This is a genomic window from Achromobacter sp. Root565 (assembly GCF_001427425.1).
GTDB classification, from domain to species: domain Bacteria; phylum Pseudomonadota; class Gammaproteobacteria; order Burkholderiales; family Burkholderiaceae_B; genus Achromobacter; species Achromobacter spanius_D.
In genome coordinates this window covers 2,202,664-2,226,464 of sequence record NZ_LMGO01000001.1, presented here as the reverse complement: position 1 = coordinate 2,226,464, position 23,801 = coordinate 2,202,664, and the positions used below count along the sequence as shown (strand labels likewise).

Below are 23,801 nucleotides of genomic sequence, written 5' to 3'. Positions count from 1 at the left end.
TAAATATCATTTCCATTATGGATGCTCGCCGTGTCGGACCGAGAGCACGCAGTTGGCGCATCGCTTTCCGCCCTGTACACCGCGCACTGCGGCTGGTTGCAGAAATGGCTGAATCGCCGTCTACAAGACAATCATCAGGCCGCCGACCTCACGCAGGACACCTTCCTGACCTTGCTGGTGCGGCGGCACGCCATTGCCGATGTGCGCGAGCCCCGGGCATTCCTGACCACGATCGCGCGCGGCCTGCTGGTCGATTTCTGGCGCCGCCGGGATATTGAACTGGCGTGGGCCGACACGTTGGCATCGCGTCCCGAAGTCACCCACCCATCCCCCGAAGTGCAACTCCAGGCGCTCCAGGCACTGGTCGAAATCGACCGCAAGCTTCATCGCCTGGGCGTGCGTGCGCGCGCCGCCTTCCTGATGCACCGCATCCACGGCATGACGCATCCGGCCATCGCGGCGGAGCTGCGCGTGTCCGAGCGGACGGTGCGCAAGGACATCGCGCAAGCCATGCTGTGCTTTCTGCTCGACGCCGATCTGCAACCCGTTGGATTTCACGGCGATGAGGCAGGACGGTGATGGGCGCCGCCGCTGTCGACCCGCGCATTCTTGAGGCCGCCGCGCATTGGTATGCGTTGCTGAGCTCGGGGGCGGCCAGCGAGCGGGAGCGCGCACGGTGGCAGGCGTGGATGGACGCCGACAACGCGCATCGCCGGGCGTGGCAACGCGTCGAGGACGTGGGCGCGCAGTTCGATGCGCTGATCGCGCAGCCGATGGGCCGCGAGGCCAGCGTGGCCAGCCTCAATGCCGCCGCGCAGGGCCGGCGCGAGCGCCGCCGGTTGTTGACGGTTGCGCTGATCGCGGGCGCGACGGGACTCTTGGGCCTGGGCGTGGCGCAGTCGCCGGCCGGCCGCCGAACCTGGGCGGCGTGGCAGGCGGATCTGGTCACCCCGGTGGGCGGATCGAAAGAAAGCCGGCTTGCCGACGGCACCCAGATTCGACTCAATACCGATACCGCCGTGAAGGTCGATTACACCCGCGACCAGCGCCGCCTGGTGCTGCTGCGCGGCGAAATCATGATCGCCACCGCGGCTGACCCGGATCGCACGTTTGTGGTGGACACGCCCGAAGGGCGGTTGCAGGCGTTGGGCACGCGGTTCAACGTGCGCAGCCTTGACGGCGAAACCACGCTCGCCGTGCTGGAGGGCGCGGTGCAGGCACATTTCGCGGGCGCGCCGCCTGCGGGGGTTCGGGTCGACGCCGGCATGCGGATGCGCGGCGGATCGCAAGGCATCGACGCGCCCGCAACGCTGCGGGCCGACGACCACAACTGGACGCGCGGCATCGTGCAATTCGAGGAGGCGCCGCTGGCGCAGGTGGTGGCGGAACTGGCGCGCTACCGCCGCGGTCATCTCGGCTGTGCCAGCGACGTGGCGGACTTGCGTGTGACAGGCACATTCCCGCTGCATGACAGCGACCGCGCGCTGCGCTTGTTAAGCGAGGCCCTGCCGGTGCGTATCAGCCAGCCGCTGCCCTGGTGGACGACGCTGCAACCGCGCTGAAAGCCCCCTGATCCCACCGCTGTTACAAAATAGTTTGCCGCTTTTGCCGCGCTCATCCGGCCTATGGGCAATTCAACACCCATATCGCGGATCCGTGGCATGACCAACCCCCTCACTGTTTTTTCCATCCGTCCGATCCGCCGCGCGCGCATCGCCCCGCTGGCGCTTGCCATCGGCGTGATGCTGAGCGGCGGGGCGCCCCTAAGCGCCGTGTATGCGCAGTCCGCACAGACGCAGGTCCGCGACTACGACATCCCAGCCGGGCCGTTGAGCCAGGTGCTCAACCTGTTCTCCGCCGAAGCTGGCCTCTTTGTCAGCGGCCACGGTGATCTGAGCAGCGGCCGGCAAAGCCCCGGCGTGCGCGGTCGATATTCGCCCGAGGCAGGGATGGCCGCGCTGCTGACCGGCACCGGTCTCGTGGCGGAACGTCTGCCCGATGGCGGCTTCGTCCTGCGGCAAGGCCGCCAGGACGTGACGCTGCTGGAACCGATCGCGGTGACCGCCCAGGTCGAACGCCCGGATGGCCCGGTGCTGGGCATCGCCGCCACGAACAGCGCCACGGCCACCAAGACCGATACGCCGATCATCGAAACGCCGCAGTCGATCTCGGTGGTGAGCGCCGAGCAGATCCGCGTTCAGAAGGCGCAGAACCTGCAAGAGGCGCTGGGCTATACGCCCGGCATCATGCCCGGCATCGTCGCCAAGAGCTCGATGTTCGAAGACACGATGAGCATCCGCGGTTTCGAAGCCAACCCGCAGACCGGCAGCTATTACCGCGACGGCATGCGCTACATGATCAATCAGTACAACGGCAAGCAGGAGCCATACGGACTGGAGCGGGTCGAAGTGCTGCGGGGGCCGTCATCGGTGCTGTATGGGGCTGCGGCGCCGGGCGGCATCGTCAATACCGTGACAAAGCGTCCGCCCGGCGAAACGATGGGCGAGATCAATCTGGACGGCGGCAGTTATGACCGCCGGCAGATTTCGGCGGACATCGGCGGTCCGATCGACGAGGCCGGGGTGTGGTCCTATCGCCTGACCGGCCTGTTCCGCGAGAGCAAGCAATTCATCGACTACAGCGCCGACGATCGCACCTACATCGCGCCCGCGTTGACGTGGCGCCCGTCAGCGGCCACCTCAGTCACGCTGCTGGCCAACTATCAGCGCATCAAGACGATCAATCCGACCGAGGTGCCGGTCACCGGCTCGCTCTGGACCAACCCGAACGGACAGATCCCGCGTTCGCGCTTTCTGGGCGAGCCCAACAACAACCGCTTCGATGTCGAATCGACGTCGCTGGCCGTGCTGATCGAGCATGCGTTCAATGACACGCTGAAATTCCGCACCTCGATGCGCTACTACGACGCGGACCTGACCATGCGCTACGTGCTGCTGCAAGGCGACGTGGACGCCGCGACGCAGCGGCGGGTGTCCCGGTCGGCACGCGGTTTCGACGACCGCACCACGGTGCAGACGATCGACACCAACATCGAAAAGCGGTTCGAAACGGGGGCCGTGACGCAGACGATTCTTGCGGGCTTCGACTACACGCGGTCCACCTACAACAGCGATCGCCTGCGCGGCAATCTGCGGCCCATCGACGTCTTCGACCCGGTGTACCTGCCCGGCGATGTCGTGGTGTTGCCCTGGCAGCAGCGCCGCAACAACGAGCATCGCCTTGGCATCTACCTGCAGGATCAGCTGAAGATCGCGGACAAGGTGGTGGTGCTGCTGGGCGGACGATATGACAACGTGCGCGCCGAGAACCGCGCCTTGCACGCGCCGTCCACCAATTCGAACGACAAGGACACCGCCTTCACCGGCCGAGCCGGCGTGGTGTATCTGGCGGACAACGGCCTGGCGCCGTATGTCAGCTTCAGCCAGTCGTTCGAACCCACCAGCGGGCGTGACCGCACCGAAGGCAGCTTCGAGCCCAGCCGCGGGACGCAGTACGAGGTCGGCATCCGATACCAGCCCGCCGGCCAAGACGTCATGCTGAGCGCGGCGCTGTTCAATCTGGAGCGCAAGAACGTGCTCACGCCGGATCCGGTCGATCCGACCTTTCTGGTGCAGACCGGCAAGGTGCGCTCGCGCGGTCTGGAGATCGAGGCGCGCGCACGCGTCACGCCGCAGGTCGATGTGATTGCAGCCTACACGTACACCGACGCCCGGGTGGTCAAGAGCAATCTGCCGGGCGAAGAGGGCGAGCGCTTCAACACACCCCGCCACGCGGCTTCCTTGTGGACCGACGTGAACCTGTCGGAGTGGGTGCTGATGGGGCTGAAGGCCGGCGCCGGCCTGCGCTATGTGTCGGCGCGTCCCGACCGGCCGTCCAGCGGTTCACTAGGCGGCGCGGGCTACACGCTGATCGATGCGCGCGTCAGTTATGAAAGCGGCCCGTGGCTCTATGCGCTTAACGTCACCAACCTGACGGACAAGACCTACTTCCCGTCGATTTGCTACAACGGCGTGTGCGACTACGGCGAGCCGCGCCGCATCATCGGCACGGTGAGCTACCGCTGGTGAGCCTGCGCGCCGCGCTGCTGCGGCTGCATCGCTGGACCGGCCTGGTGCTGGCCGGCTTTCTTTGCCTGGTGGCGCTGACCGGCATCCCGCTGGCCTGGTACGACACGCTGGATGCCGCGGCCGCGCCGGCATTGCATCGCGTGGCGCCGTCTTCGGCGGATGCCGCACGGCTGGACGCGTTGACGCTGCGTGACCACGTGGCCCGATTCGTGCCGGGGGCGGTGATGCCCGCGACGCCGCTCGGCGCGCAGGCTGGCCGCAGCGTGCCGTTCCCGGTCTGGCTGCCCGAGGCGGGCGCGGCCGCGCCGGTGCTCCACGAGGTATTCGTCGACCCGTATACCGGCGCCATCCTGGGCCTGCGCCGATGGGGCGATCTGGGTGAAGGGCTGCGCAACCTGATGCCGTTCCTGCATCGGCTCCATACGGCGCTGCTGTTCGAGGGCATCGGCGAGCTGTTGCTCGGCATCGTCGCATTGGCGTGGACGCTCGATGGATTTGTCGGCGCGTGGCTCACGCTGCCGGCGCGAACCCGCGTGCGCAAGACGGCATCATCCGCGTGGCAGCGTTGGGCGCCCGCCTGGCGGATTCGCTGGCAGGGCGGTCCGCATAAGCGCAATTTCGATCTGCATCGGGCCGGGGGGCTGTGGCTGTGGGCCGCGTTGACGCTGATGGCATGGAGCAGCGTCGCACTCAACCTGCCGACCGTCTACGATCCGGTGATGCGCGCCGCGCTGAGCTATCAGGCCGATCCCCGGCGCGCGGCCGCGGCAAGCGCGGGCGACCCGATGCCGCCCGCGCAAGCTCGCGATACGGGGCGGCGGCTGATGGCCGCGCTGGCTGCCCGCGAGGGGTTCGTCGTGCTCGGCGAACACTGGTTGGCGCTGGATGCGCGCCGCAAGCTGTATCGCTACAGCGTGCGCAGCAGCCGGGATCTGCGCGCGCGCAGCGGGGCCACGTCGGTCGTGTTCAATGCGGTGGATGGGCAATTGGCGGGCAGCCATCTTCCAACGGGCCGGGCCGCCGGTGACACCGTCAAGCATTGGCTGACCAGCCTGCACATGGCGGCGTTCTGGGGCTGGCCGTTGCAGCTGATGGTGGCGCTGGTCGGCGTGGTCACGCTGGCGCTAAGCGTGACCGGCGTCTGGCTGTGGTGGACGCGCCGCCGTGCGCGTCAGTACGGACCCTTGCTCGCGGCGACCGCAGCCAGTTCCTTGAACTCGCCCGCCAACGCTTCGGCCGCGCGCGCCAGCAGCACCGCATCGACGCCCACCGCCACGAAGGTCGCGCCCAAGGACAGGTAGTGCCTGGCCTGCGTCACGCCGCTGTGCAGGATGCCAGCCGCCTTGCCGGACCGCACGATGCGCGCAATGGCGTCGTCGATGGTCTTCTCGACCACGGGATGTTCCGGCTGGCCCAGATAGCCCATGCTGGCCGACAGATCGGCCGGTCCAATGAAGACGCCATCCACGCCGTCCACGGCAAGAATCTCGTCCAGCGCCGCGATGCCGTCCGGCGTTTCGATCTGCACCAGCACGCACATCTGGTCGTTGGCGCGTTCAAGGTAGTTGGCAATGCGGTTCCAGCGCGACGCGCGCGCCAGCGCACTGCCCACGCCACGGATGCCCTGCGGCGGATAGCGGACCGCCGCCACGGCGGCGGCGGCTTCTTGCGCGGACTGGATCATGGGCACCAGCACCGACTGCGCTCCCGTGTCCAGAATCTGTTTGATCTGCACCGGGTCGTTCCATGCCGGACGCACCACGGGCGCGACCGGATAGGCGGCCACGGATTGCAATTGGGCAAGGGTGGAGTCCAGCGTATTGGGTGCGTGCTCGCCGTCGATCAGCAGCCAGTCGAATCCGGCGCCGGCAAGGATTTCCGAGGTATAGGCGCTGGCCAGGCCGGCCCACAGGCCGATCTGAGGTTTGCCGTCGCGCAGGGCTTGCTTGAACGTGTTGGTCAGGAGGTCCATGGACTGGGGATCGGGTAGGAGGGAGGAGGGTTGACGTTCAAGGCGTACCGGCATCGCGCGAGGGGCCGTCGCGCTTGATGAGGTCGACCATCGCGTCCACATCGGCGTACAGGCGCTCCAGCAGTTCCTTGCCGATCCGCTCTTCGATTTCCTGGTACTTCGCGTCGACCTGGGGCCGCATGCGATCGATGAGCTTGTTGCTCTTGGCGGTCAGGGAAATTTCCTGGCGGCGTTGGTCGGCGCTGGAGCGCGTGCGCTTGATGAGCCCTTGCTCTTCCATGCCGGCCAGCATGCGCGTGAGGCTGGGGCTCAGGATCTGACAGGCGCGGGCGATCTGATTGGGTTCCAGGGAGCCCACCTCGCTCAACGTGCGCAAGACCCGCCATTGCTGTTCGGTGACGCCGGCTGCGTGCAGAATGGGGCGGAAATGCGCCATCAGCGTTTCGCGCGCGTAGAGCAGCAAATGGGGAAGATTGCGGTGGTGGAAGCTCGGACTCATGGCGGCTATGTTAGCAAGAGCCGCCCAAAAAATGCTCAATTCTTCAAGCCCGCGCGCGGCCTGCGCCAGTGTGGCGGCGGGCCGGGGCGGGGGGCAGGTCAGGGGCGCGAATCAGGGGCCGGAGCAGGGCCAGATCAAAGGCCAGCGTAGGGATGTGGCAGGGCAGAGCGTCGGGACCGGCGCGGTGCCGGCCCCGGGTGTCACGCCGGATTCTGGCGGGACAGCTCTTGCAGGTCGTCCGGCAGCGCAAAATCAGGCGCGCCGCGCTGCAACTCGCGCAACGCCTGCACGGCGTCTTCTTCGCGGTCGTCCACGATCAGGCCGCGGATCTGGGCGACGCGCGCCTCGATATCTTGCTCGGTGAAGGCGGCGACCTGCTGCGCTTCCGCAGGCGTTTCCTGAGCGGCCGTCTGTGCGGGTGCCTGCGCGGCAGTTTCAGCGGCAGCCGTGGCCGCTTCGGCGGGCGCAGCGGCCACGGCGGATGACGTCGCTGCAGAGTGCGGCGCTACGGGTTGGCTCGCTGCGGGCTGCGTCACGGTGGGCTGCATCACCGCAGGCTGCATCACCGCGGCCTGGGCCGGGGCGACCGGCTCTTGCTGCAGGGCGACGACGCGGCGCAGGGGCGATGGATCGCTGGCCGGCGTGGCGGATGCGGAAGACGCATCTTGCGCGGTGTCGCTTTCTTGAACGGCCACCAATTGCATTTGCGGCTCGGTGTCGTCGATGGCCTCACGCATGTCGGTCCATGCAAAAAGGCCTGCGACCATCACGGCGCAGGCGGCGGCGCCCCAACCGGGATGCCAGCTATGGCCGGGGTGCCATCTGCGTCGTACCGCGGCATCCAGTTCCGGATTGGCGCCGGGGCCCGGCTTGCGGTACAGGGCGCGCAGATCCCGTTCATCGTCTTCGTCAAAAGGGGGGCGATAGGTAATGCTCATGCGCGTACTCCTCGCACATACGCCGGGTGGCACAGCGTATCCGCGTTTGACCTTTGCGTGCGCCGCGCCGGTGGTCCGGCGTCTGGTCGTGCTGGGGTCATGTTCCGGTTCGGGCGGTCTCGTGAAAGGCCGCGAGTGATTGCGCCGCGATTCCCCACAGAGTGCGTCGCAAGGACGTCCATCGTGGAGTATGCCGTCCGGTTGGGACGGTTCGACAATATGCGCTGCACCTGGCGATTATGCGCGATTTGCAACGGATCGGGCAGGAAATTTCTTGTGTTTGCATCATGTAACTGCTGTGCGTCCCTGTTTGTGAAAGCTGTCTGAAAGAAATGCCTTTCAGACGCACGCGATCAGCGTGTCAAAACGGTCGCTGTACTGGCGCAGCGCTAACAGGTTGCCGGGTACACTTTCGCGCATGGCAAAAACCCGAACCGTATATGTGTGCGCCGATTGCGGCGGCACCACCCCCAAGTGGCAGGGCAAATGCCCGCATTGCAATGCCTGGAACACGCTTGAAGAAACCGTGGAGTCCTCCGCGCCCGCGGCCGCTGCCCACCGTTATGCGCCGCTGGCCTCGTCCAGCCCCGTGCGCAGCCTGTCCGAAATCGAAGCCCGCGAAACCCCGCGCACGCCCACCGGCCTGGACGAATTCGACCGCGTGCTCGGCGGCGGATTGGTTGCCGGCGCGGTGGTGCTGATCGGCGGCGATCCTGGTATCGGCAAGTCGACGCTGTTGCTGCAGGCGCTGGCATCGCTGTCCGAGTCCACCAATGTGCTGTACGTGACGGGAGAAGAATCCGCCGAACAGGTCGCGCTGCGCGCGCGCCGGCTCGGCTTGCAAACCGGCAACGTCAACCTGCTGGCCGAAATCCGCCTCGAAGCCATCCAGGCCGCGGTGTCGGAACAGAAGCCGTCGGTTGCCGTCATCGACTCGATCCAGACGCTGTACAGCGGCGAGCTCACGGCGGCGCCGGGGTCGGTGTCGCAGGTGCGCGAATGCGCCGCGCAGCTCACGCGGCTAGCCAAGCAGACGGGCATCGCAATCGTCATGATCGGCCACGTCACCAAGGACGGCGCGCTGGCCGGCCCGCGCGTGCTGGAACACATTGTGGATACCGTGCTGTACTTCGAGGGCGACACGCATTCGTCGTTCCGTCTGGTGCGCGCGTTCAAGAACCGCTTTGGCGCCGTCAACGAGCTGGGTGTATTCGCCATGACCGACCGCGGCCTGCGCGGTGTGGCCAATCCCTCTGCCCTGTTCCTGTCGCAACACGAACAACAGGTCGCTGGCTCGTGCGTCATGGCCACGCAGGAAGGCACGCGCCCCTTGCTGGTCGAAATCCAGGCGCTGGTCGACAGCTCCCACGCGCCCAATCCGCGCCGCCTGACGGTTGGCCTGGAAGGCAACCGTCTCGCCATGCTGCTGGCCGTGCTGCACCGGCATGCGGGCGTGTCCACCTTCGACCAGGACGTCTTCGTCAATGCGGTGGGCGGCGTGCGCATCACCGAACCGGCAGCCGACCTGCCGGTCTTGCTAGCCATCATGTCTTCGCTGCGCGACCGTCCCCTGCCGCGCGGTTTGATCACCTTCGGCGAAATCGGTCTGGCCGGCGAAATCCGTCCCGCCCCGCGCGGGCAGGAACGCCTGCGTGAAGCCGCCAAGCTCGGTTTCTCGGTGGCGCTCATCCCCAAGGCCAACGCGCCGCGCCAGCCTATTGAAGGCCTGGAGATCTGGGCGGTGGACCGCTTGGACGCGGCATTGGAAAAGCTGCGCTGATGCGCGGCGTCGTTGGTTGGAGCAATACGTGAGTCTGTTCGTCATCGCCGCATGCCTGGCCGCCGGCTGCATGATCGGTTTCATGGGCGGCGTGCTGGGCATCGGGGGCGGGCTGATCGCCATCCCAGCGTTGGTCCTGCTGATGGGAATGTCGCAGCAGCTTGCGCAGGGCACGGCGCTCATCATGGTTCTGCCGACCATCATGATGGCCGTGCGCAAGTACAACCAGCAGACGCGCATCGACAAGCGCGTCGCGCTCGCCGGGGCAGCGGGCGCCGTGGTGTTCACGTGGGTGGGCGCGCAGATGGCGCTGGGCATCGACTCGACCTTGCTGCGCCAGAGCTTCGCGGTGTTCCTTTTCTTCATTGCGCTGTTCTACGTCTGGCAGACGTGGCGCGCCTCGCGCCCGGCGGCCCGCCACGCGCCGCCGCCTACCCGCGCCACGCCCGTCTTCACGCCGCGGCGCGCCAGCGTGCTGGGCATCCTGTGCGGCACGCTGGGCGGGTTCTTCGGCGTGGGCGGGGCGGTGCTGGCCGTTCCCATCATCACGTCAGTCTTCCGCCTGCCGCAAACCGCCGCGCAAGCCCTCGCGCTCAGCATGGTGATACCCGGTTCCATGATCGCGCTCATCACGTACACGTGGGCAGGGCAGGCCAACTGGATGGTGGGCGCGCCGCTCGCGATCGGCAGCCTCATCTTCGTTCCCATCGGCGTGCGGCTTGCCTACCGGCTTCCTGAACGAAAGCTGAGAGCTTGCTTTGCACTGATGTTGTTCGCGACCGTCGCGTTGCTGGCGTTCGAGGGATAGCAACAATTCTTGAGTGACAGAAAATTTGTGGTTCCGCGTTGAACCTTCTGGCGGGGCATGCTTCCAACCGCATACGGGACTTGCGGCATCGTGCCGCCCCGTATCGGAAGAGGGCATCTGCCCTTCACCAACCAGGAGTACTTACATGACGACTCACTCCCGCATTGCTGCGTTTCTTTCCACCTCGGCCCTGTGCCTCGGCCTCGCTGCCGCACCGTCGGCTTTCGCGGCTGGCGCGAAGTCCGGCGACACCAAGACCCAGGCGCATCACAAGCATCACAAGGCTGACAAGTCGTCCGCCAAGCACTCGGCAGGCGCAGCGACCAACCACAAGTCCGGCGCCACTACGCCGACGAAGTAACCGCGCCGGGCGGCAACGCCCACGTTCCTCTGCGCGACGAAGACTGACCGGACACGCGGGGGCCGGAAAGTCGAAAGCCTCTCGGTATGGGCGCCGAGAGGCTTTTTTGTTTCTGCATTCGAGCCGCGCGCCGCGCGCGCGGCGGCCGCATTCGCTTATTCCACCGGCGTGATCACGCGTCCGGTTTCAAAGAACGACTGCAGGTTTTCCAGCATCATGTTTTCCATCGCCAGGCGCGTTTCTTCGGTGGCGCTGCCGATGTGCGGCAGCAGCACGGCCTTGTCGCTCTTGATCAGCGCTTCGGGCACCTTGGGCTCGTGCTCGAACACGTCGAGCGCGGCGCAACCCAGCTTGCCGTCTTCAAGCGCGGCGACCAACGCGGTTTCGTCGATGACCGGACCGCGTGCGATGTTGACGATGATGCCCTTGGGGCCCAACGCCTCAAGCACCCCGCGATTCACCAGATGGCGCGTGCTCGGACCGCCGACGGTCGCCACGATCAGGAAATCGGCCCACTTGGCCAAGTCCGTCAGCGAGGCCTCGTAGCCGAAGTCGACGTCGTCGCGCTTTTTGCGGTTGTGATAGCGCACATCCATGTCAAAGCCCGTGCCGCGCTTGGCGATGGCTTCGCCGATGCGGCCCAGGCCCACAATGCCCAGCTTCTTGCCGCTGACGCGCAACCCCAGCGGGATGCTGCCGTGCACCTGGCCCCATTGGCCGGCACGCACGAAGCGTTCGCCCTGGCCCATGCGGCGCGCGCCGGCGATCAACAGGCCCCAGGCCAGATCGGCCACGCAATCCGTCAGCACGTCCGGTGTATTGCTGACCAGCACGCCACGCTTGCGCGCGGCCTCGACATCGATCGTCTCGTAGCCCACGCCCCAGCTGCAGATGGCCTTCAGGTCCGGCAGCGCGTTGATGAGCTCAGCGTTGGCGCCGAAGTTCGCGGACGTGACGACGGCGGTGACGCCCTTGCCGTGCTCGGCCAGCGCGGCCTTGCGATCCGGATACTTCCACAATTCAATGACGTCATAGCCGTCGGCCAGGCGCTTGTTGGCGGAGGGAGAGCCGGCCAGCGAGCCGACCTGGATGATGCGTTGCTTGGTGGTCATGTTGTCGTACGGTTGGGTGGCGAAGGTTTCATGCTACTTGATTCAAGCAGGGATGCTGCGGGCCCGTCCTGCCTTCGTGGCGACGGGACAGGCCCCGGACGAAAAGATGCCCGCGCTCGGGCATCCCGTCTCTTTACTCCAGCTGGATGTTGGCTTTCTGGATCACGTCCTTCCAGCGCTTGACCTCGGCCTGCTGGAAGTCGGCAAACTGCTGCGGCGTGTTGGCGACCACTTCAAAGCCCAAGCCTTGCAGTGTCTGTTGCGTCTGCGGTTCGCGCAGCGCGGTGCGCAGGGCTTCGGCCAGCTTGTCGACGACCGGCTGCGGCGTGCCCTTGGGCACGGCAAAGCCCTGCCAGGAATACACGACCATGTCCTTGATGCCGGCCTCGGCCAGCGTCGGCACGTCGGGCAGGTCCGTCGCGCGCGTGTCGCCCGTGATGGCCAGCGCCTTGAGCTTGCCCGCCTTGATGTGGTTCTGCACCGCGCCCAGATTCTGGAAGGACACGTTGACCTGTCCGCCGATCAGGTCCGCAATGGCGGCGCCGCCGCCCTTGTACGGCACGTCGACGCCGGTGCTTTGCGTGCGTTGCCGGAACAGCACGGCCGACAGGTGATCCGACGATCCCGTGCCCGACGAGGCGTACGACACGCGGTTCGGATTCTTCTTGGCGTAGTCGACCAGCTCGGCCACGGTGCTGGCCGGAAAGGACGTGGCCGCGACCAGCACGTTGGGATTGCGCACCGCCTGCGTCAGGTAGGTGAAGTCCTTGCTGGGGTTGTACGACAGATTCTTGTACAGGGCTTCGTTGATGGCGAAGGTGCCGATGGAGCCGACCATCATGGTGTAGCCGTCGGGCGTGGAGCGGGCCAGCGCCTGCGCGCCGATCGCGCTGTTCGCGCCCGGCTTGTTCTCGACGACGAAGGTCTGTCCCAGGATCTTCGACAGCGCCGGCGTGACCGAGCGCCCTGTAATGTCGGACGACCCGCCTGGCACGAAGGGCACGATCATGGTGACGGGCTTTTCCGGGTAACCGGCGGCATGGGCCGCCGGCGACCCAAGCACAACGGCGCCCGCCGCGAATACGGCGCTGATCAGTTTGTTCATGGTGTCTCCTGGTTCGCGTGATGATGAAGAGCCCGCCGCTCACGCGTTGCGGACGGGCCCCGGATCGGTGCAGGGTCAGTCGACCTTGGCGCCGGATTTCTTCACAACGTCGGCCCACTTGACGGTTTCCTGGGCCATGAACTGCTTGAACTGGGCGGGCGTGTTGCCGGACGGGGTCGCGCCTTGCGCCTGGAGCTGTGCGCGCACGGGCTCCTGCTGCAAGGCCGCCGCGACGTCGCGTTGGACTTTTTCGACGATGGCGGGGGGAGTGCCGGCCGGGGCCAGCAGGCCGAACCAGCTCGATGCCTCGTAACCCTTCACGCCGGCTTCGGCCATCGTGGGTACGTCGGGCAAGGCGGGCGAGCGGCTAGCGGTCGTCACGGCCAGCGGGCGCAGCTTGCCGGCCTTGATGAAGCCCATGGAAGAGGGGAGATTGTCGAATATCAGGTCCGCCTGTCCGGCCATCACGTCGGTGAGCGCGGGGCTGCTGCCTTTGTAAGGCACGTGCGTCATGCGTGTCCCGGTCATGCTCTGGAAGAGTTCGCCCGACAGGTGCGTGGACGTGCCATTGCCCGTGGACGCCATGTTGACGCTGTCGGGATTGGCCTTCAGATACGTGATCAGATCCGCCACGTTGCGGATGCCGTGCTTGTCGGCGAACTTCGGGTTGACCTCAAGGATGTTGGGCACCGGGATCACCAGCGTCACCGGAACGAAATCCTTGACCGGGTCATACGGCAGCTTGGCGTACACGGACTGATTGATGGCGTGGGTGCTGACCGTGCCCATCAGGAAGGTATAGCCGTCGGGCGTGGCGCGCGCGGCTTCGGCCGAGCCGACGTTGCCGCCGGCGCCCGCCTTGTTGTCCACGACCACGGGCTTGTTCCAACTCTTGCCCAATTCGGCCGCCACCACGCGCGCGGCGATGTCGGCGGTGCCGCCGGCGGGGAAGGGCACGATGATCTTGACTTCGCGTTCGGGGTAGTCCGCGAAGGCCGGCGAGGCCGGCAGGGCAAAGGCGGTGGCCGTCAGCAGGGCGGCCGCAAGAAACCGGCCTCGCACAGGGGCTGCATGCATGGAATTCGTCTCCTCGGTGTGCGCGTGGCCGCGCATCGTTTCTGGGGGTATTCCGCTCCCGGCGAGCCGGGAGCTCAAAGCCGCATGCGGCCCGCGCCTCATGCGACTTGTGTGCTGCCGAACTACTTGTAAAACAAATATAGGTATTGAGCTATAGCTTGTCAACCAAGTATACTTTTTTCACCTTACTTATCTGACAACTGCACTGACAACCCCATTCGCCAGGAGCCCGTCCATGAAAACCACCCCGGTCACCGCCCAGGATCTGCAGCGCTCGGTCATCGCCGTGCCGCCGCTGGCGCGCAACGCCGATCTGTCGCTGAACGAATCGGCCAACAAGGCGCTGCTCGGCCACCTGGAAGCGGGCGGCGTGCGCAACGTCATGTATGGCGGCAACGCCAATTTCTACAACGTGGGCGTGAGCGAATATGCACGCATCGTGGATATGCTGGCAAGTCTGGCGGGCCCGGACACGTGGATCCTGCCTTCGGTGGGACCCGACTACGGCAAGATGATGGATCAGGCCGCCATCCTGCGCTCGCGCGCCTTTCCGACTGCGATGCTGCTGCCCATGTCCTTTCCGTACACCGACGCGGGGCTGGCCGACGGCGTGCGCCGTTTCACGGATGCGCTGGGCAAGCCCGCGGTGGTCTACATCAAGTCGGCCGACTACCTGGCCCCGGAAACCGCGGCGCGCCTGATCGAGGAAGGGCGCCTCGTCGCCTTCAAATACGCCGTCGTGCGCGACAATCCCTCTGAGGATGCCTACCTGTCCTCGCTGCTGCAAGCCGTGGATTCGCGCTGGGTCGTCAGCGGCATCGGCGAGCGCCCGGCCATCGTGCACTACCGTGAATTTGGCCTGAAGAGCTTCACCTCGGGATCCGTGTGCGTGGCGCCGCGCGGTTCGATGCGCCTGCTGCATCTGCTGCACGAGGGCCGCTTTGATGAAGCGGAAGCCGTGCGCGAACAGTACATGGGTCTGGAAGATTGCCGCGATGGCATCAGCCCCATCCGCGTGCTGCACGACGCCGTCACGCTCTCAGGCGTGGCGGACATGGGCCCGATGCTGCCGCTCCTGACCGGCATCTCCAGCGCCGAGCGCGAACGCGTGGCGCCCGTGGCGCGTGCGCTGGCCGCCTGGGACCGCGAAACCGCCACGGCGTAACGCCCTGCGGCGCGGCGGACGCAATGCAGGTACGATGAGCGCCGTCCGCGCGTCGCAGCCATCTCCCAGGGCCTGTTCCCCGCGCGCGGACAGGCCCTACTACCAGGAGGTTACGTGGCTCGACCCAAGGCATCCCCCCCATCCACGCCGCACAAGCCCGACGCGCCGCAAGCGCCCGCCGCGCCTGTGCTGGAACGCGGGCATCGGGTGCGGCTGGCGGACCAGCTTTACGGGCAGATCTTCGAACAGATCGTGTCCGGCGGACTGAACGTCGGCGACAAGCTGCCGTCCGAAAACGAAATCTCCGAACGCTTCGGCGTGTCACGGCCCGTCGTGCGCGAAGCGCTGCTGCGCCTGCGCGCCGATGGTCTCATCACCGCGCACCAGGGCTTGGGCACATTTGTCAGCCACCAGCCCGCGCCGCGCCTGAAAGCCTTCAACGATGTGCAGAATGTCAGCGCGTACCTGCGCGCGCAAGAGGTGCGCGTGGCCTTGGAAGGCGATGCCGCGCGCCTGGCCGCCCTGCGGCGCACGGACGAGCAGCTCGGCAAGATCGCCTTGGCCCACGCCGCCTTTGCCGACACGCTTGCAAAGGGGCAGGTATCCGCCGAAGCGGACCTGGCGTTTCATGCCAGCATCGCCGAGGCCAGCGGCAACGACTTCTATCTGGGCGTGCTGGAAAGCATCCATGAGTCCATCAGCGGCTTCATGCGCCTGACCCTCAATCTGACGCGCACCGGCTCGCGCCAGCGCGCGCAGCGCGTCGTGGACGAGCACGCCGCCATCCTGGACGCCATCCGCGAACAGGACGGCGAACGCGCGCGCGTCGCCATGCAATTCCATCTGGGCCAGGCCCGCCACAGGCTGGTCGATCGCGACCGGGACTGACGCCGCCGCCAACGCCCGCCACACATACAAAGCAACAGGAGACAGACAGTGTCAGGGAACGGAGCAATCGCCACGGCCGTGCCGGTGGAGCAGGTGCGTGAACAGATCTTGCAGGTGCTGATGGCCTGGGGCATGGCCGAAGACCTGGCCCACACCACGGCAGGCCTGATGGCGCGTACGGACCTGCTGGGCATCGATTCGCATGGCATCTCGATGCTGCCCGCGTACGAGGAAAAATGGCGCGCCGGCACGCTGCGGCTGGACGCGCGGGCCCGTGTGGTGCGCGACGGCGGCGCCAGCGCGCTGATCGACGGCATGGGCGGGCTGGGCTATCCGGTCGCGGCGCAGGCCATGAACCTGGCCGTGGACAAGGCCCTTGAGCACGGCGTGGGCGCGGTGGCGGTCTGCAACTCGCATCATTTCGGCGCGGCGGGCGTCTACGCGCGCATCGCCGTCGACCGCGGCGTGGTGGGGCTGGTCACCAGCAGCGCCAACGGCGTCATCATGGTGCCCACGCGCGGCGCGATGCCGATGCTGGGCACCAATCCCATCGCGTTCGGCGCACCCGCGGCGTACAACGAACCCTTCGTGCTCGACATGGCAACGACGACGGTGGCGGCCAACAAGGTCAAGGTCTATGACTTCCTGAGCAAGCCGTTGCCACCGGGCTGGGCCGTGGACGGACAGGGCGCGCCGGTCACGGACGCCGACGCGGCCATGCAGTTCATCTTCAAGCACCCGGAAGGCGGCCTTACCCCATTGGGCGGCACGACCGCCATGAGCAGCCACAAAGGCTATGGCCTGGCGATGATGGCGCAGATCCTGGGCGGCACGCTCAGCGGCAGCGCGTTCGCCGCGCGGCGTGCGGCCACGCGCCGTCCGGGTGAACCCGACGACGTCGGACATTTCTTCCTGGCGCTCAACCCCGACGCCTTCCGGGCGGCCGGGTCGTTCGAGAGCGACATGGACGACATGATCGACGCCATGCACGACACCCCGCCCGCCGATCCCGCCGAACCTGTGCTGGTGGCGGGTGAGCCCGAAGCGGCCGAGCGCATGCGCCGGCTGCGCGAGGGCATCCCGATTCCTGCGGCGCTGGCCGAACGCCTGCTCGGCATCTGCGACCGCGCGGGCACGCCGTACCTGCTGGATCCCCTCTCTTAAAGACATGAAGGCGGCTATGAATTCACCTCTTCCCAATCGCTTCCGGCAACGCATCCTGGCCCGCGAGCGGCTCATCGGATTCTGGATGTGCATGTCCAGCCACATCACCGCCGAGCTCGTCGGCCTGGCCGATTTCGACTGGCTGCTTCTGGATGGCGAACACTCGCCCAACGAGGTGCCGATGTTCCTGCAGCAGCTCCAGGCCTTGCAGGGCAGCGCCAGTGCGGCCGTTGGCCGTCCGTCCTGGAACGATCCGGTCGAGATCAAGCGGCTGCTGGATATTGGCTTCTACAACCTGTTGATTCCGTTCATCGAATCCGAAGAGGACGCGCGCCGCGCGGTGGCCGCCACGCGCTACCCGCCGCAAGGCATCCGCGGCGTGGCGGGCGCGATGCGCAGCAACCGCTACGGCACGGTGCCGGACTATCTGCACACCATCAACGACAACATCTGCGTGCTGCTGCAGATTGAAAGCCGTCCGGGCATCGAGGCGGTGGACGAGATCGCCGCCGTCGAAGGCGTGGACGGCGTGTTCATCGGCCCGTCGGACCTGGCGGCAGCCCTGGGACATATTGGCAATCCCGGCCACCCCGAAGTGCAGGAAGCGATCCGCCACCTGCATCAGCGCGTGACCGCGCAAGGCAAGGCCGTGGGCATCCTGGCGCCGGTGCATGCCGACGCGCGCCGTTATCTGGACATGGGCATGCACTTCGTGGCTGTGGGGACCGACTTGGGTGTGTTCAAGCAGGCAACCTTCGCCTTGCGCGAGGCGTTTCCGACCTGATGCCTTGATGTGCCAGGCCCCGTGCGGGGCACTGGCCGTTGCAAGCGAAACCGTTACGCCGGCGCCAGACAGGCACACTGTCCGGCGCCGTTTGCTTTTACAGGCGGCTTATTCTTCCAGCGCGAGCAGCTCGGCGACCGTCTGGCGGCGGCGGATCAGGCGCGCCTCGCCCTGGTCCAGCAGGACTTCCGGCGCCAGCGGTCGGCTGTTGTAGTTCGAGGACATCGACGAGCCGTACGCGCCCGCGTTGTGAAAGACCATGAAGTCGCCGATGCGCGGACGCGGCAGCAACTGGTCGGACATGACGCCGCCTTCGTTCTGCGTGAACACGTCGCCCGATTCGCACAGCGGGCCGGCCACCGCGATACGCGTTTCCGGCGTGTCCTGCGGGGCGCTGCCGTCCGGCGCATGCACCGAGATGCGGTGATAGCTGCCATACATGGCCGGGCGCATCAGATCATTGAAGCCCGCATCGACCAGGGCGAAGTCGCGCTCGGGACGCCGGTTGATCGAATGCACCTCGGCAACCAGCACGCCCGACTCGGCGATCAGGAAGCGGCCGGGTTCGATCTCCAGGCGGATCTCATGACCCAGATACTGGGCGATGCGCTGGCGCGCCGCATCCCATTGCTCGAAGTAGTGATCGCAGTCGATGCGCGGCTCGCCGTCGCGGTAGGGGATGGACAATCCGCCGCCCGCTGAAATGGCTTCGATGTCGTGATCCAGCGCCTTCACCACGTCCACCATGGCGTCGCACACGCTGGACAGGTGGCCGTAGTCCACACCCGAACCGATGTGCATGTGCACGCCCACCAGTTTCAGGCCGTGGCGGCGGACGATGGCAACCGCTTCAGCCACGTCGTCAATCCAGATGCCGTGCTTGCTTTGCGGGCCGCCGGTATTGGTCTTGTTGCTATGGCCGTGTCCGAAGCCCGGATTGATGCGCAGCCAGACGCGATGGCCCGGCGACGCCTCGCCCACGCGCGACAGCATGTCCAGCGATCCGGCGTTGACCGTGATGCCGTGCTTGAGCGCGGTGGCCAGCGTGGCATGGTCGATCAGGTCCGCCGTGAAGACGATGCCTTCCGGTTCGCTGCGCGGGTCGAAGCCGGCGGCCAGGCTGCGTTCGATTTCGCCCAGGGATACCGCATCCACCACCACGCCTTGCGCGCGCATCAAGCGCAGGATGTGCAGGTTCGAGCACGCCTTCTGGGCGTAGCGGATCGTATCGAAGCGGCGCAGTTGAGCGATGCGTTCGCGGATGACGGCGGCGTCGTACACCCAGAGCGGCGTGCCGTGTTCGGCGGCAAGTTGGGTGAGCTGGCGCGGATCGAAGGTCATGATGGAAGGAAACCGTTTGGGAAGGGAAGTGAAGGCGGCATGATGCCTCGGCCTATCCATCCAGTAAAATGCTTAAATTTCCAAGACCGATTCATTCTTGATATGGGGGGGCGATGCTCACGCATCGGCATATCGAAGTCTTCCGGGCGGTGATGATCGCCGGCAGCGTCACCAAGGCCGCCGATCTGCTCAATACGTCGCAGCCCACAGTCAGCCGCGAGCTGGCTCGCATGGAGCAGACAATCGGTTTCGCGCTCTTTGAACGCATTGCCGGACGCCTGCGGCCCACAATGCCGGCGCTGGCGCTCTTTGAAGAGGTGCGGCAGTCCTACGCCGGCCTGGAGCGCGTGGCGTCCGCTGCGGCCCGCTTGCGGGCGTTCCGCGAGGGGCAGCTATCGGTGATCACCTTGCCTGCGTTTTCGCATTCGATCCTGCCCGACGCATTTCGACGCTTTCATGGCCGCCACGCCGGCGTGAGCCTGTCGGTCGAAACCCAGGAATCGCCATTGCTAGAAGAGTGGCTGACGGCGCAGCGTTACGATCTGGGCCTGACCGAACATGATTCGGCGCCCGCTGGCACGCGGCTCGAACTGCTGGTGCAGGTCGACGAGGTCTGTGTGCTGCCTGACGGTCATCCGCTGCTGGCGCGCACGGCAGTGGCACTGGCGGATTTCGCGGGCCAGGCCTTCATCAGCCTGTCGGCCAGCGATCCCTACCGCGTCCAGATCGACGAAGCCTTCGCCCAGGCGGGCGTGCTGCCCCGGTCCATCGTGGAAACGCCCACCGCGGTGTCCGTCTGCACGTTCGTGCGCCAAGGGCTGGGCCTGGCGATCGTCAACCCGCTGACCGCCTTGGACTTTGTGGGGCGCGGGCTGCACATCCGGCCGCTGACGCAATCGTTTCCGTTTCGCGTCAACGTGGTGTTTCCGGAACACCGTCCAGGCAATCCGCTGGTCGGCGCTTTCATGGAATCGCTGCGCGACGCTGCGGCGGCCATTGAGGACAGGCTCGCGGCAGCAGAATCTGCATGAAGCGGTAAGAGGGTGGGGCACGGCCGAAGGGCCGGCCCTGCGCGCAGGCAGAGGCGCGCGCGGGAAACTGGCCTGTCCAAACCGCGCAGACAGCAAAAAAGGATGCCCGTGGGCATCCTTCTTCATTTGCCGTATTCGTGTCGCCCCGGAAGACCAGGGCGGCAGAATGGCTTAGGCCAGCGCCTTGATGGCGGCAGCCAGGCGGCTCTTGTGGCGAGCGGCCTTGTTCTTGTGGATGATGTTCTTGTCAGCCACGCGATCGATCACGCTGGTGGCCTTCTGGAACACTTCGCCAGCCGCAGCCTTGTCGCCAGCGGCGATGGATTGGCGAACGCGCTTGATGGCGGTGCGCAGCATCGAGCGCAGGCTGGAATTGTGCTTGTTGCGCTCAACGGATTGGCGAGCGCGCTTGCGGGCTTGGGCGGTATTGGCCATGTTGCTTTGTAAGTTGAATTCGGCAAAGTCGAACATTGTAGCAAGCCCCGTGGGGAATGCAAGCTTTTAATGTCGCTTCAACCGATGGAGCGCCCGTCAACCGGGCGGGAGGGCGCTGCTGGGAAACATTCCCGGGTTGGAGAACCCTTGCGTCTGATCCTCTTGAAAACTCGAGGAAAATTCGCGGCGCCTATCGATAAAACCAATGGATCAAACCACTGGATAAAAACTAGGTATCGATTATACAACGGAAACCGCGCCGCTCGGCACACCTTCAGGGCGGTCGTTGTCAGGCGGCGACGTTGATCGAGACGAACCAGGGCGTAAAACGGCGCACCTGGATGGGCATCTGGTCTTGCAGGCTGTCCAGCGCGGCGTCGGTATCGTCCAGCGGGAAATGGCCGGACACGGGCAGGCCGCCGGCGGCCATGGACACGCGCAGGGCGCCACTGCGATACGGGCGCAGCGCGGCGATGACTTCTCCCAGCGGGCGGCCACGGGCATCGACCCAGCCGGATTCCCAGGCCGCCTCGGCCATGAGCTCGGCGCGCGGCGTGTCCATACGGGCATTGTCGAAGCGGGCGCCGGTGCCGGCGCGGATCGTGCCGTGTGCGCCGGACATGGTTTCGACTTCGACTTCGTGTTCGTGCACCACCACGACCGTTCGCTGCGCCTGCTGGCGCACCATGTAGCGGGTGCCCAACGCGCGGACCGTGCCCTGAGCCGTTTGCACCAGGAAGGGGCGCCGGGCGTCGGGCGCGACGGACACCGTGACGGCGCCATCGAGCAGCCGCACCTGACGGTACGCGGGCGTGAAGTCCAGGTTGACGCGGCTGCGGGCGTCGAGCAGGAGCTGACTGCCGTCCGACAACAGGTAGCGGCGGCGTTCGCCCGTTGCGGTGGCCGCGTCGGCGGCAACGTTGTTCAGCGGGTAGAAGGCGTTGCCGACATAGGCAGCGGCCGCGCCGGTACTGGCGAGCGCAAGCGCGCCAGTCAGAAAACGGCGGCGGGGCGGCACGATGGCGGCGGGCGGGGGCGGGATCAGCGACTGGGCAGCGGCAGCGGCGCCGCCGCTGCCGGTGGCGTAGGCGTCGCCCAGCCGGCCGAACGACGATCCTGCCAGGGTGCCCGTCAGTTGCTGCCAGGCGTTTTCATGGACAGGATCGGCCGCTCGCCAAGCCAGGAAGTCGTTGTAGTCTTGGGCCGTTGCCTTGCCGGAGCGCAGCAACAGCAGCCAATTGATCACCTGGTCCGCCATGGGTTGTCCTTGGGCGTACTTCAATTCATGCTTCCCGCAGGCAGGGGCCTACAGGGGGTCCTCTCAGTGGCAATTTTTAAATCATAAAGGTTTTTTACCAAAGATTACGGGGTGGTTGTCAATTCTTGACGAAATTAATGCCAAAAGCCGGCGTTTGGCCGGCTTTTTGAAGGCAATGTAGCCCGAACGGGCGGAATTACTGCTTAGGACGTCGTCCAAAATCCCTGAGTCGGAATCCAAACAGTAACAACATTCCGAAGTACACCACGCCGCTTGCCGCCAGCACGCCGGCCAGCAACAGGGCGCGTTGGCCGGCATGCGTCTGCAGCGCAATCCAGTCGATGCGCGTGTCCGCATACCAGAGCAGCGCCGCCAGCCCGGCCAGCGCGGGCACCAGTCGCAAGGCAAACACCGTCCAGCCGGCGCCGGGCACGTAGACGCCGCGGCGGCGCAGCCCGATCAGCAGCGCCAGGGCGTTCAGGCAGGCGCCCAGTCCGATGGCCAAGGCGAGTCCCGCATGCGCCAGCGTCGGCACCAGCAGCACGTTCAGCAACTGCGTCACCACCAGCACGGCGATGGCGATCTTCACGGGCGTGCGGATGTCCTGCTTGGCGTAGAACCCGGGGGCCAGGATCTTGACCGCCAGCAGGCCGATCAGCCCGGCCGAATAGGAGATGACGGCCAAGCGCGTCTGCAGCACGTCCTGCGCGCTGAAGGCGCCGTAATGGAACAGCGTGGCGACCAGCCCGTCCGACAGCATGGCCATGCCCACCGCAGCGGGCAGGCCCAGCAGCAGCACCAGGCGCAGGCCCCAGTCGAGCAGCGCGCTGTAGCCGCCGTGGTCGTCGCGGGCATGCGCCGCGGACAGGCTGGGCAAGAGGACGGTGCCCAGCGCCACGCCCAGCAGCGCCGTGGGGAATTCCATCAGGCGATCGGCGAACGACAGCCAGGTCACGCTGCCAGGCGTCAGCCACGTCGCTATATTGGTGTTGATCAGGAGGGAAATCTGCGCCACCGACACGCCGAGCGTGGCGGGCGCCATCTGCTTGAGAATCCGCTGCACGGTGGGATCGGCCCAGGCCTGCCGGAAGCGCAGCGAGAAGCGCGGCGTGAGACCCAGGCGCGCCAGGGCCACCCATTGCACGGCCAACTGCAGCACGCCGCCGATCATGACCCCGACGGCCAGCGCGTAGACCGGCACGTCCATGCGCGGCGCAAGCCAGATGCAGGCGCCGATCATGGACAGGTTCAGCAGCACGGGCGTGAAGGCGGGCACCGCAAAGCGCCGCCAGGTATTGAGCACGCCGGACGCGAAGGCGATCAGGGACATGCAGAGGATGTAGGGAAACATCATCCGCGTCATCCAGACCGCCGCGCCAAATTCGGTGTCGCGCGCCGCGCCGCGCAGGCCGCTGGCCATGGCCGACACCACCCAGGGCGCCGCGACGATGCCGATCAGCGTGACCAGCATCAATGCGGCGGTCAGCAGCAAGGCCACGCGGTCGAGCAGCGTGCGGACTTCTTCTTCGGAACGGTTGTTGCGCGCGGCGCCCAGGATGGGCACGAAGGCCTGAGCGAAGGCGCCCTCGGCGAACAGGCGGCGCAGCAGATTGGGAATGCGGAAAGCGACCCAGAAGGCATCGGTAATGGGGCCGGCGCCAAAGGCGCGGGCCACCAGGATGTCGCGGATCAGGCCGGAAATGCGGGACAGCAACGTAAAGCTGCTGACCGTGGCCGCCGAACGGAACAGGCTCATGGGTGGACTACTGAAGAGAAACGCGGGCCAGCAACTGTAAAGAACCTGCCCCTGCCCGCAAGAAGGCCTTTTCCCCGCCGGGCCGCCCCAAGGGGAAAAGCGCCCCCTCGGGGGGCAGAGAACCCGCGCAGCGGGTGAAGCGTGGGGGCATACTTTCCCCGCCGGGCCGCCCCAAGGGGAAAAGCGCCCCCTCGGGGGGCAGAGAACCCGCGCAGCGGGTGAAGCGTGGGGGCATACTT

At 66.4% G+C, this 23,801-nt stretch carries 21 protein-coding genes and 1 pseudogene; 12 read left to right on the top strand and 10 right to left on the bottom strand.

Annotated elements, in window-relative coordinates; genetic code table 11:
* Positions 1-30: 30 nt before the first annotated feature.
* The 4 genes and pseudogenes from ASD71_RS09950 to ASD71_RS28365 all read left to right on the top strand — a co-directional run.
* On the top strand, positions 31-579 hold the full coding sequence (locus ASD71_RS09950; RefSeq protein ID WP_235512083.1) for a sigma-70 family RNA polymerase sigma factor: 549 nt from the start codon (positions 31-33) through the stop codon (positions 577-579).
* Positions 579-1,562 carry a FecR domain-containing protein gene (locus ASD71_RS09945; protein ID WP_082578849.1) on the top strand — a complete coding sequence of 328 codons (984 nt, stop codon included), beginning with the start codon at positions 579-581 and terminating at the stop codon, positions 1,560-1,562. Before ASD71_RS09950 ends, ASD71_RS09945 begins: the two co-directional genes overlap by 1 nt.
* 99 nt (positions 1,563-1,661) lie before the next feature.
* Positions 1,662-4,088, top strand: a complete 2,427-nt coding sequence (locus ASD71_RS09940; RefSeq protein ID WP_056562709.1) for a TonB-dependent siderophore receptor — start codon at positions 1,662-1,664, stop codon at positions 4,086-4,088.
* Positions 4,034-5,236 (top strand): annotated as a pseudogene (locus ASD71_RS28365) (PepSY-associated TM helix domain-containing protein); the annotation flags it as partial. The gene ASD71_RS09940 and the pseudogene ASD71_RS28365, both read left to right, overlap by 55 nt.
* Positions 5,237-5,259: 23 nt before the next feature.
* Here ASD71_RS28365 and hpaI read toward each other — a convergent pair.
* From hpaI to ASD71_RS09920, 3 genes are all read right to left on the bottom strand, one after another.
* A complete protein-coding gene (gene hpaI, locus ASD71_RS27610; protein ID WP_082578847.1) occupies positions 5,260-6,060 on the bottom strand; it encodes a 4-hydroxy-2-oxoheptanedioate aldolase in 801 nt (266 codons plus the stop codon).
* Positions 6,061-6,097: 37 nt separating this feature from the next.
* On the bottom strand, positions 6,098-6,559 hold the full coding sequence (gene hpaR / locus ASD71_RS09925) for a homoprotocatechuate degradation operon regulator HpaR (RefSeq protein WP_056562701.1): 462 nt from the start codon (positions 6,557-6,559) through the stop codon (positions 6,098-6,100).
* A gap of 200 nt (positions 6,560-6,759) precedes the next feature.
* The gene (locus tag ASD71_RS09920; RefSeq protein WP_056562699.1) at positions 6,760-7,497 is read right to left on the bottom strand and encodes a hypothetical protein; all 738 of its coding nucleotides are present in this window, start codon (positions 7,495-7,497) and stop codon (positions 6,760-6,762) included.
* A 418-nt stretch (positions 7,498-7,915) separates the two neighbouring features.
* Between ASD71_RS09920 and radA the strand changes: the two genes are divergently transcribed.
* From radA to ASD71_RS09905, 3 genes are all read left to right on the top strand, one after another.
* Positions 7,916-9,277, top strand: coding sequence for a DNA repair protein RadA (gene radA, locus ASD71_RS09915; protein WP_056562696.1), 1,362 nt, complete (start codon positions 7,916-7,918; stop codon positions 9,275-9,277).
* A 28-nt stretch (positions 9,278-9,305) separates the two neighbouring features.
* On the top strand, positions 9,306-10,085 hold the full coding sequence (locus ASD71_RS09910; protein WP_056566716.1) for a sulfite exporter TauE/SafE family protein: 780 nt from the start codon (positions 9,306-9,308) through the stop codon (positions 10,083-10,085).
* Between the two features lie 145 nt (positions 10,086-10,230).
* Positions 10,231-10,446, top strand: coding sequence for a hypothetical protein (locus ASD71_RS09905; protein ID WP_056562693.1), 216 nt, complete (start codon positions 10,231-10,233; stop codon positions 10,444-10,446).
* A 155-nt stretch (positions 10,447-10,601) separates the two neighbouring features.
* On the opposite strand, the gene ASD71_RS09900 is transcribed toward ASD71_RS09905, so the two are convergent.
* The 3 genes from ASD71_RS09900 to ASD71_RS09890 all read right to left on the bottom strand — a co-directional run bounded on the left by ASD71_RS09900 (position 10,602) and on the right by ASD71_RS09890 (position 13,740).
* Positions 10,602-11,558, bottom strand: coding sequence for a 2-hydroxyacid dehydrogenase (locus tag ASD71_RS09900; RefSeq protein ID WP_056562689.1), 957 nt, complete (start codon positions 11,556-11,558; stop codon positions 10,602-10,604).
* 133 nt (positions 11,559-11,691) lie between these two features.
* Positions 11,692-12,663, bottom strand: coding sequence for a tripartite tricarboxylate transporter substrate binding protein (locus ASD71_RS09895; protein ID WP_056562686.1), 972 nt, complete (start codon positions 12,661-12,663; stop codon positions 11,692-11,694).
* Positions 12,664-12,738: 75 nt separating this feature from the next.
* The gene (locus ASD71_RS09890; protein ID WP_056566714.1) at positions 12,739-13,740 is read right to left on the bottom strand and encodes a tripartite tricarboxylate transporter substrate binding protein; all 1,002 of its coding nucleotides are present in this window, start codon (positions 13,738-13,740) and stop codon (positions 12,739-12,741) included.
* Positions 13,741-13,975: 235 nt separating this feature from the next.
* On the opposite strand from ASD71_RS09890, the gene ASD71_RS09885 reads away from it, so the two are divergent.
* The 4 genes from ASD71_RS09885 (at position 13,976) to garL (ending at position 17,741) form a co-directional block, all read left to right on the top strand.
* Positions 13,976-14,905, top strand: coding sequence for a dihydrodipicolinate synthase family protein (locus ASD71_RS09885; protein WP_056562682.1), 930 nt, complete (start codon positions 13,976-13,978; stop codon positions 14,903-14,905).
* A 186-nt stretch (positions 14,906-15,091) separates the two neighbouring features.
* Positions 15,092-15,793 (top strand): FadR/GntR family transcriptional regulator, encoded by a 702-nt coding sequence (locus ASD71_RS09880; RefSeq protein ID WP_056562679.1) that lies wholly within the window; start codon positions 15,092-15,094, stop codon positions 15,791-15,793.
* 48 nt (positions 15,794-15,841) lie between these two features.
* Positions 15,842-16,957 (top strand): Ldh family oxidoreductase, encoded by a 1,116-nt coding sequence (locus ASD71_RS09875; RefSeq protein WP_056562676.1) that lies wholly within the window; start codon positions 15,842-15,844, stop codon positions 16,955-16,957.
* 16 nt (positions 16,958-16,973) lie between these two features.
* Positions 16,974-17,741, top strand: coding sequence for a 2-dehydro-3-deoxyglucarate aldolase (gene garL, locus ASD71_RS09870; protein WP_056562673.1), 768 nt, complete (start codon positions 16,974-16,976; stop codon positions 17,739-17,741).
* Positions 17,742-17,849: 108 nt separating this feature from the next.
* On the opposite strand, the gene lysA is transcribed toward garL, so the two are convergent.
* Entirely contained in the window at positions 17,850-19,082 is a 1,233-nt protein-coding gene (gene lysA, locus ASD71_RS09865; RefSeq protein ID WP_056562671.1) for a diaminopimelate decarboxylase, read from the bottom strand.
* Positions 19,083-19,195: 113 nt separating this feature from the next.
* Here lysA and ASD71_RS09860 point away from each other — a divergent pair, with 113 nt between their 5' ends.
* Positions 19,196-20,113 carry a LysR family transcriptional regulator gene (locus tag ASD71_RS09860; RefSeq protein ID WP_056562669.1) on the top strand — a complete coding sequence of 306 codons (918 nt, stop codon included), beginning with the start codon at positions 19,196-19,198 and terminating at the stop codon, positions 20,111-20,113.
* Between the two features lie 171 nt (positions 20,114-20,284).
* Here the strand turns inward: ASD71_RS09860 and rpsT are convergent, their stop codons facing one another.
* The 3 genes from rpsT to murJ form a co-directional block, all read right to left on the bottom strand.
* Positions 20,285-20,548, bottom strand: a complete 264-nt coding sequence (gene rpsT, locus ASD71_RS09855) for a 30S ribosomal protein S20 (protein ID WP_043542310.1) — start codon at positions 20,546-20,548, stop codon at positions 20,285-20,287.
* Between the two features lie 289 nt (positions 20,549-20,837).
* Positions 20,838-21,806 (bottom strand): FecR domain-containing protein, encoded by a 969-nt coding sequence (locus ASD71_RS09850; protein ID WP_056562665.1) that lies wholly within the window; start codon positions 21,804-21,806, stop codon positions 20,838-20,840.
* A gap of 196 nt (positions 21,807-22,002) precedes the next feature.
* Entirely contained in the window at positions 22,003-23,562 is a 1,560-nt protein-coding gene (murJ, locus tag ASD71_RS09845; protein ID WP_056562663.1) for a murein biosynthesis integral membrane protein MurJ, read from the bottom strand.
* Positions 23,563-23,801: the final 239 nt, after the last annotated feature.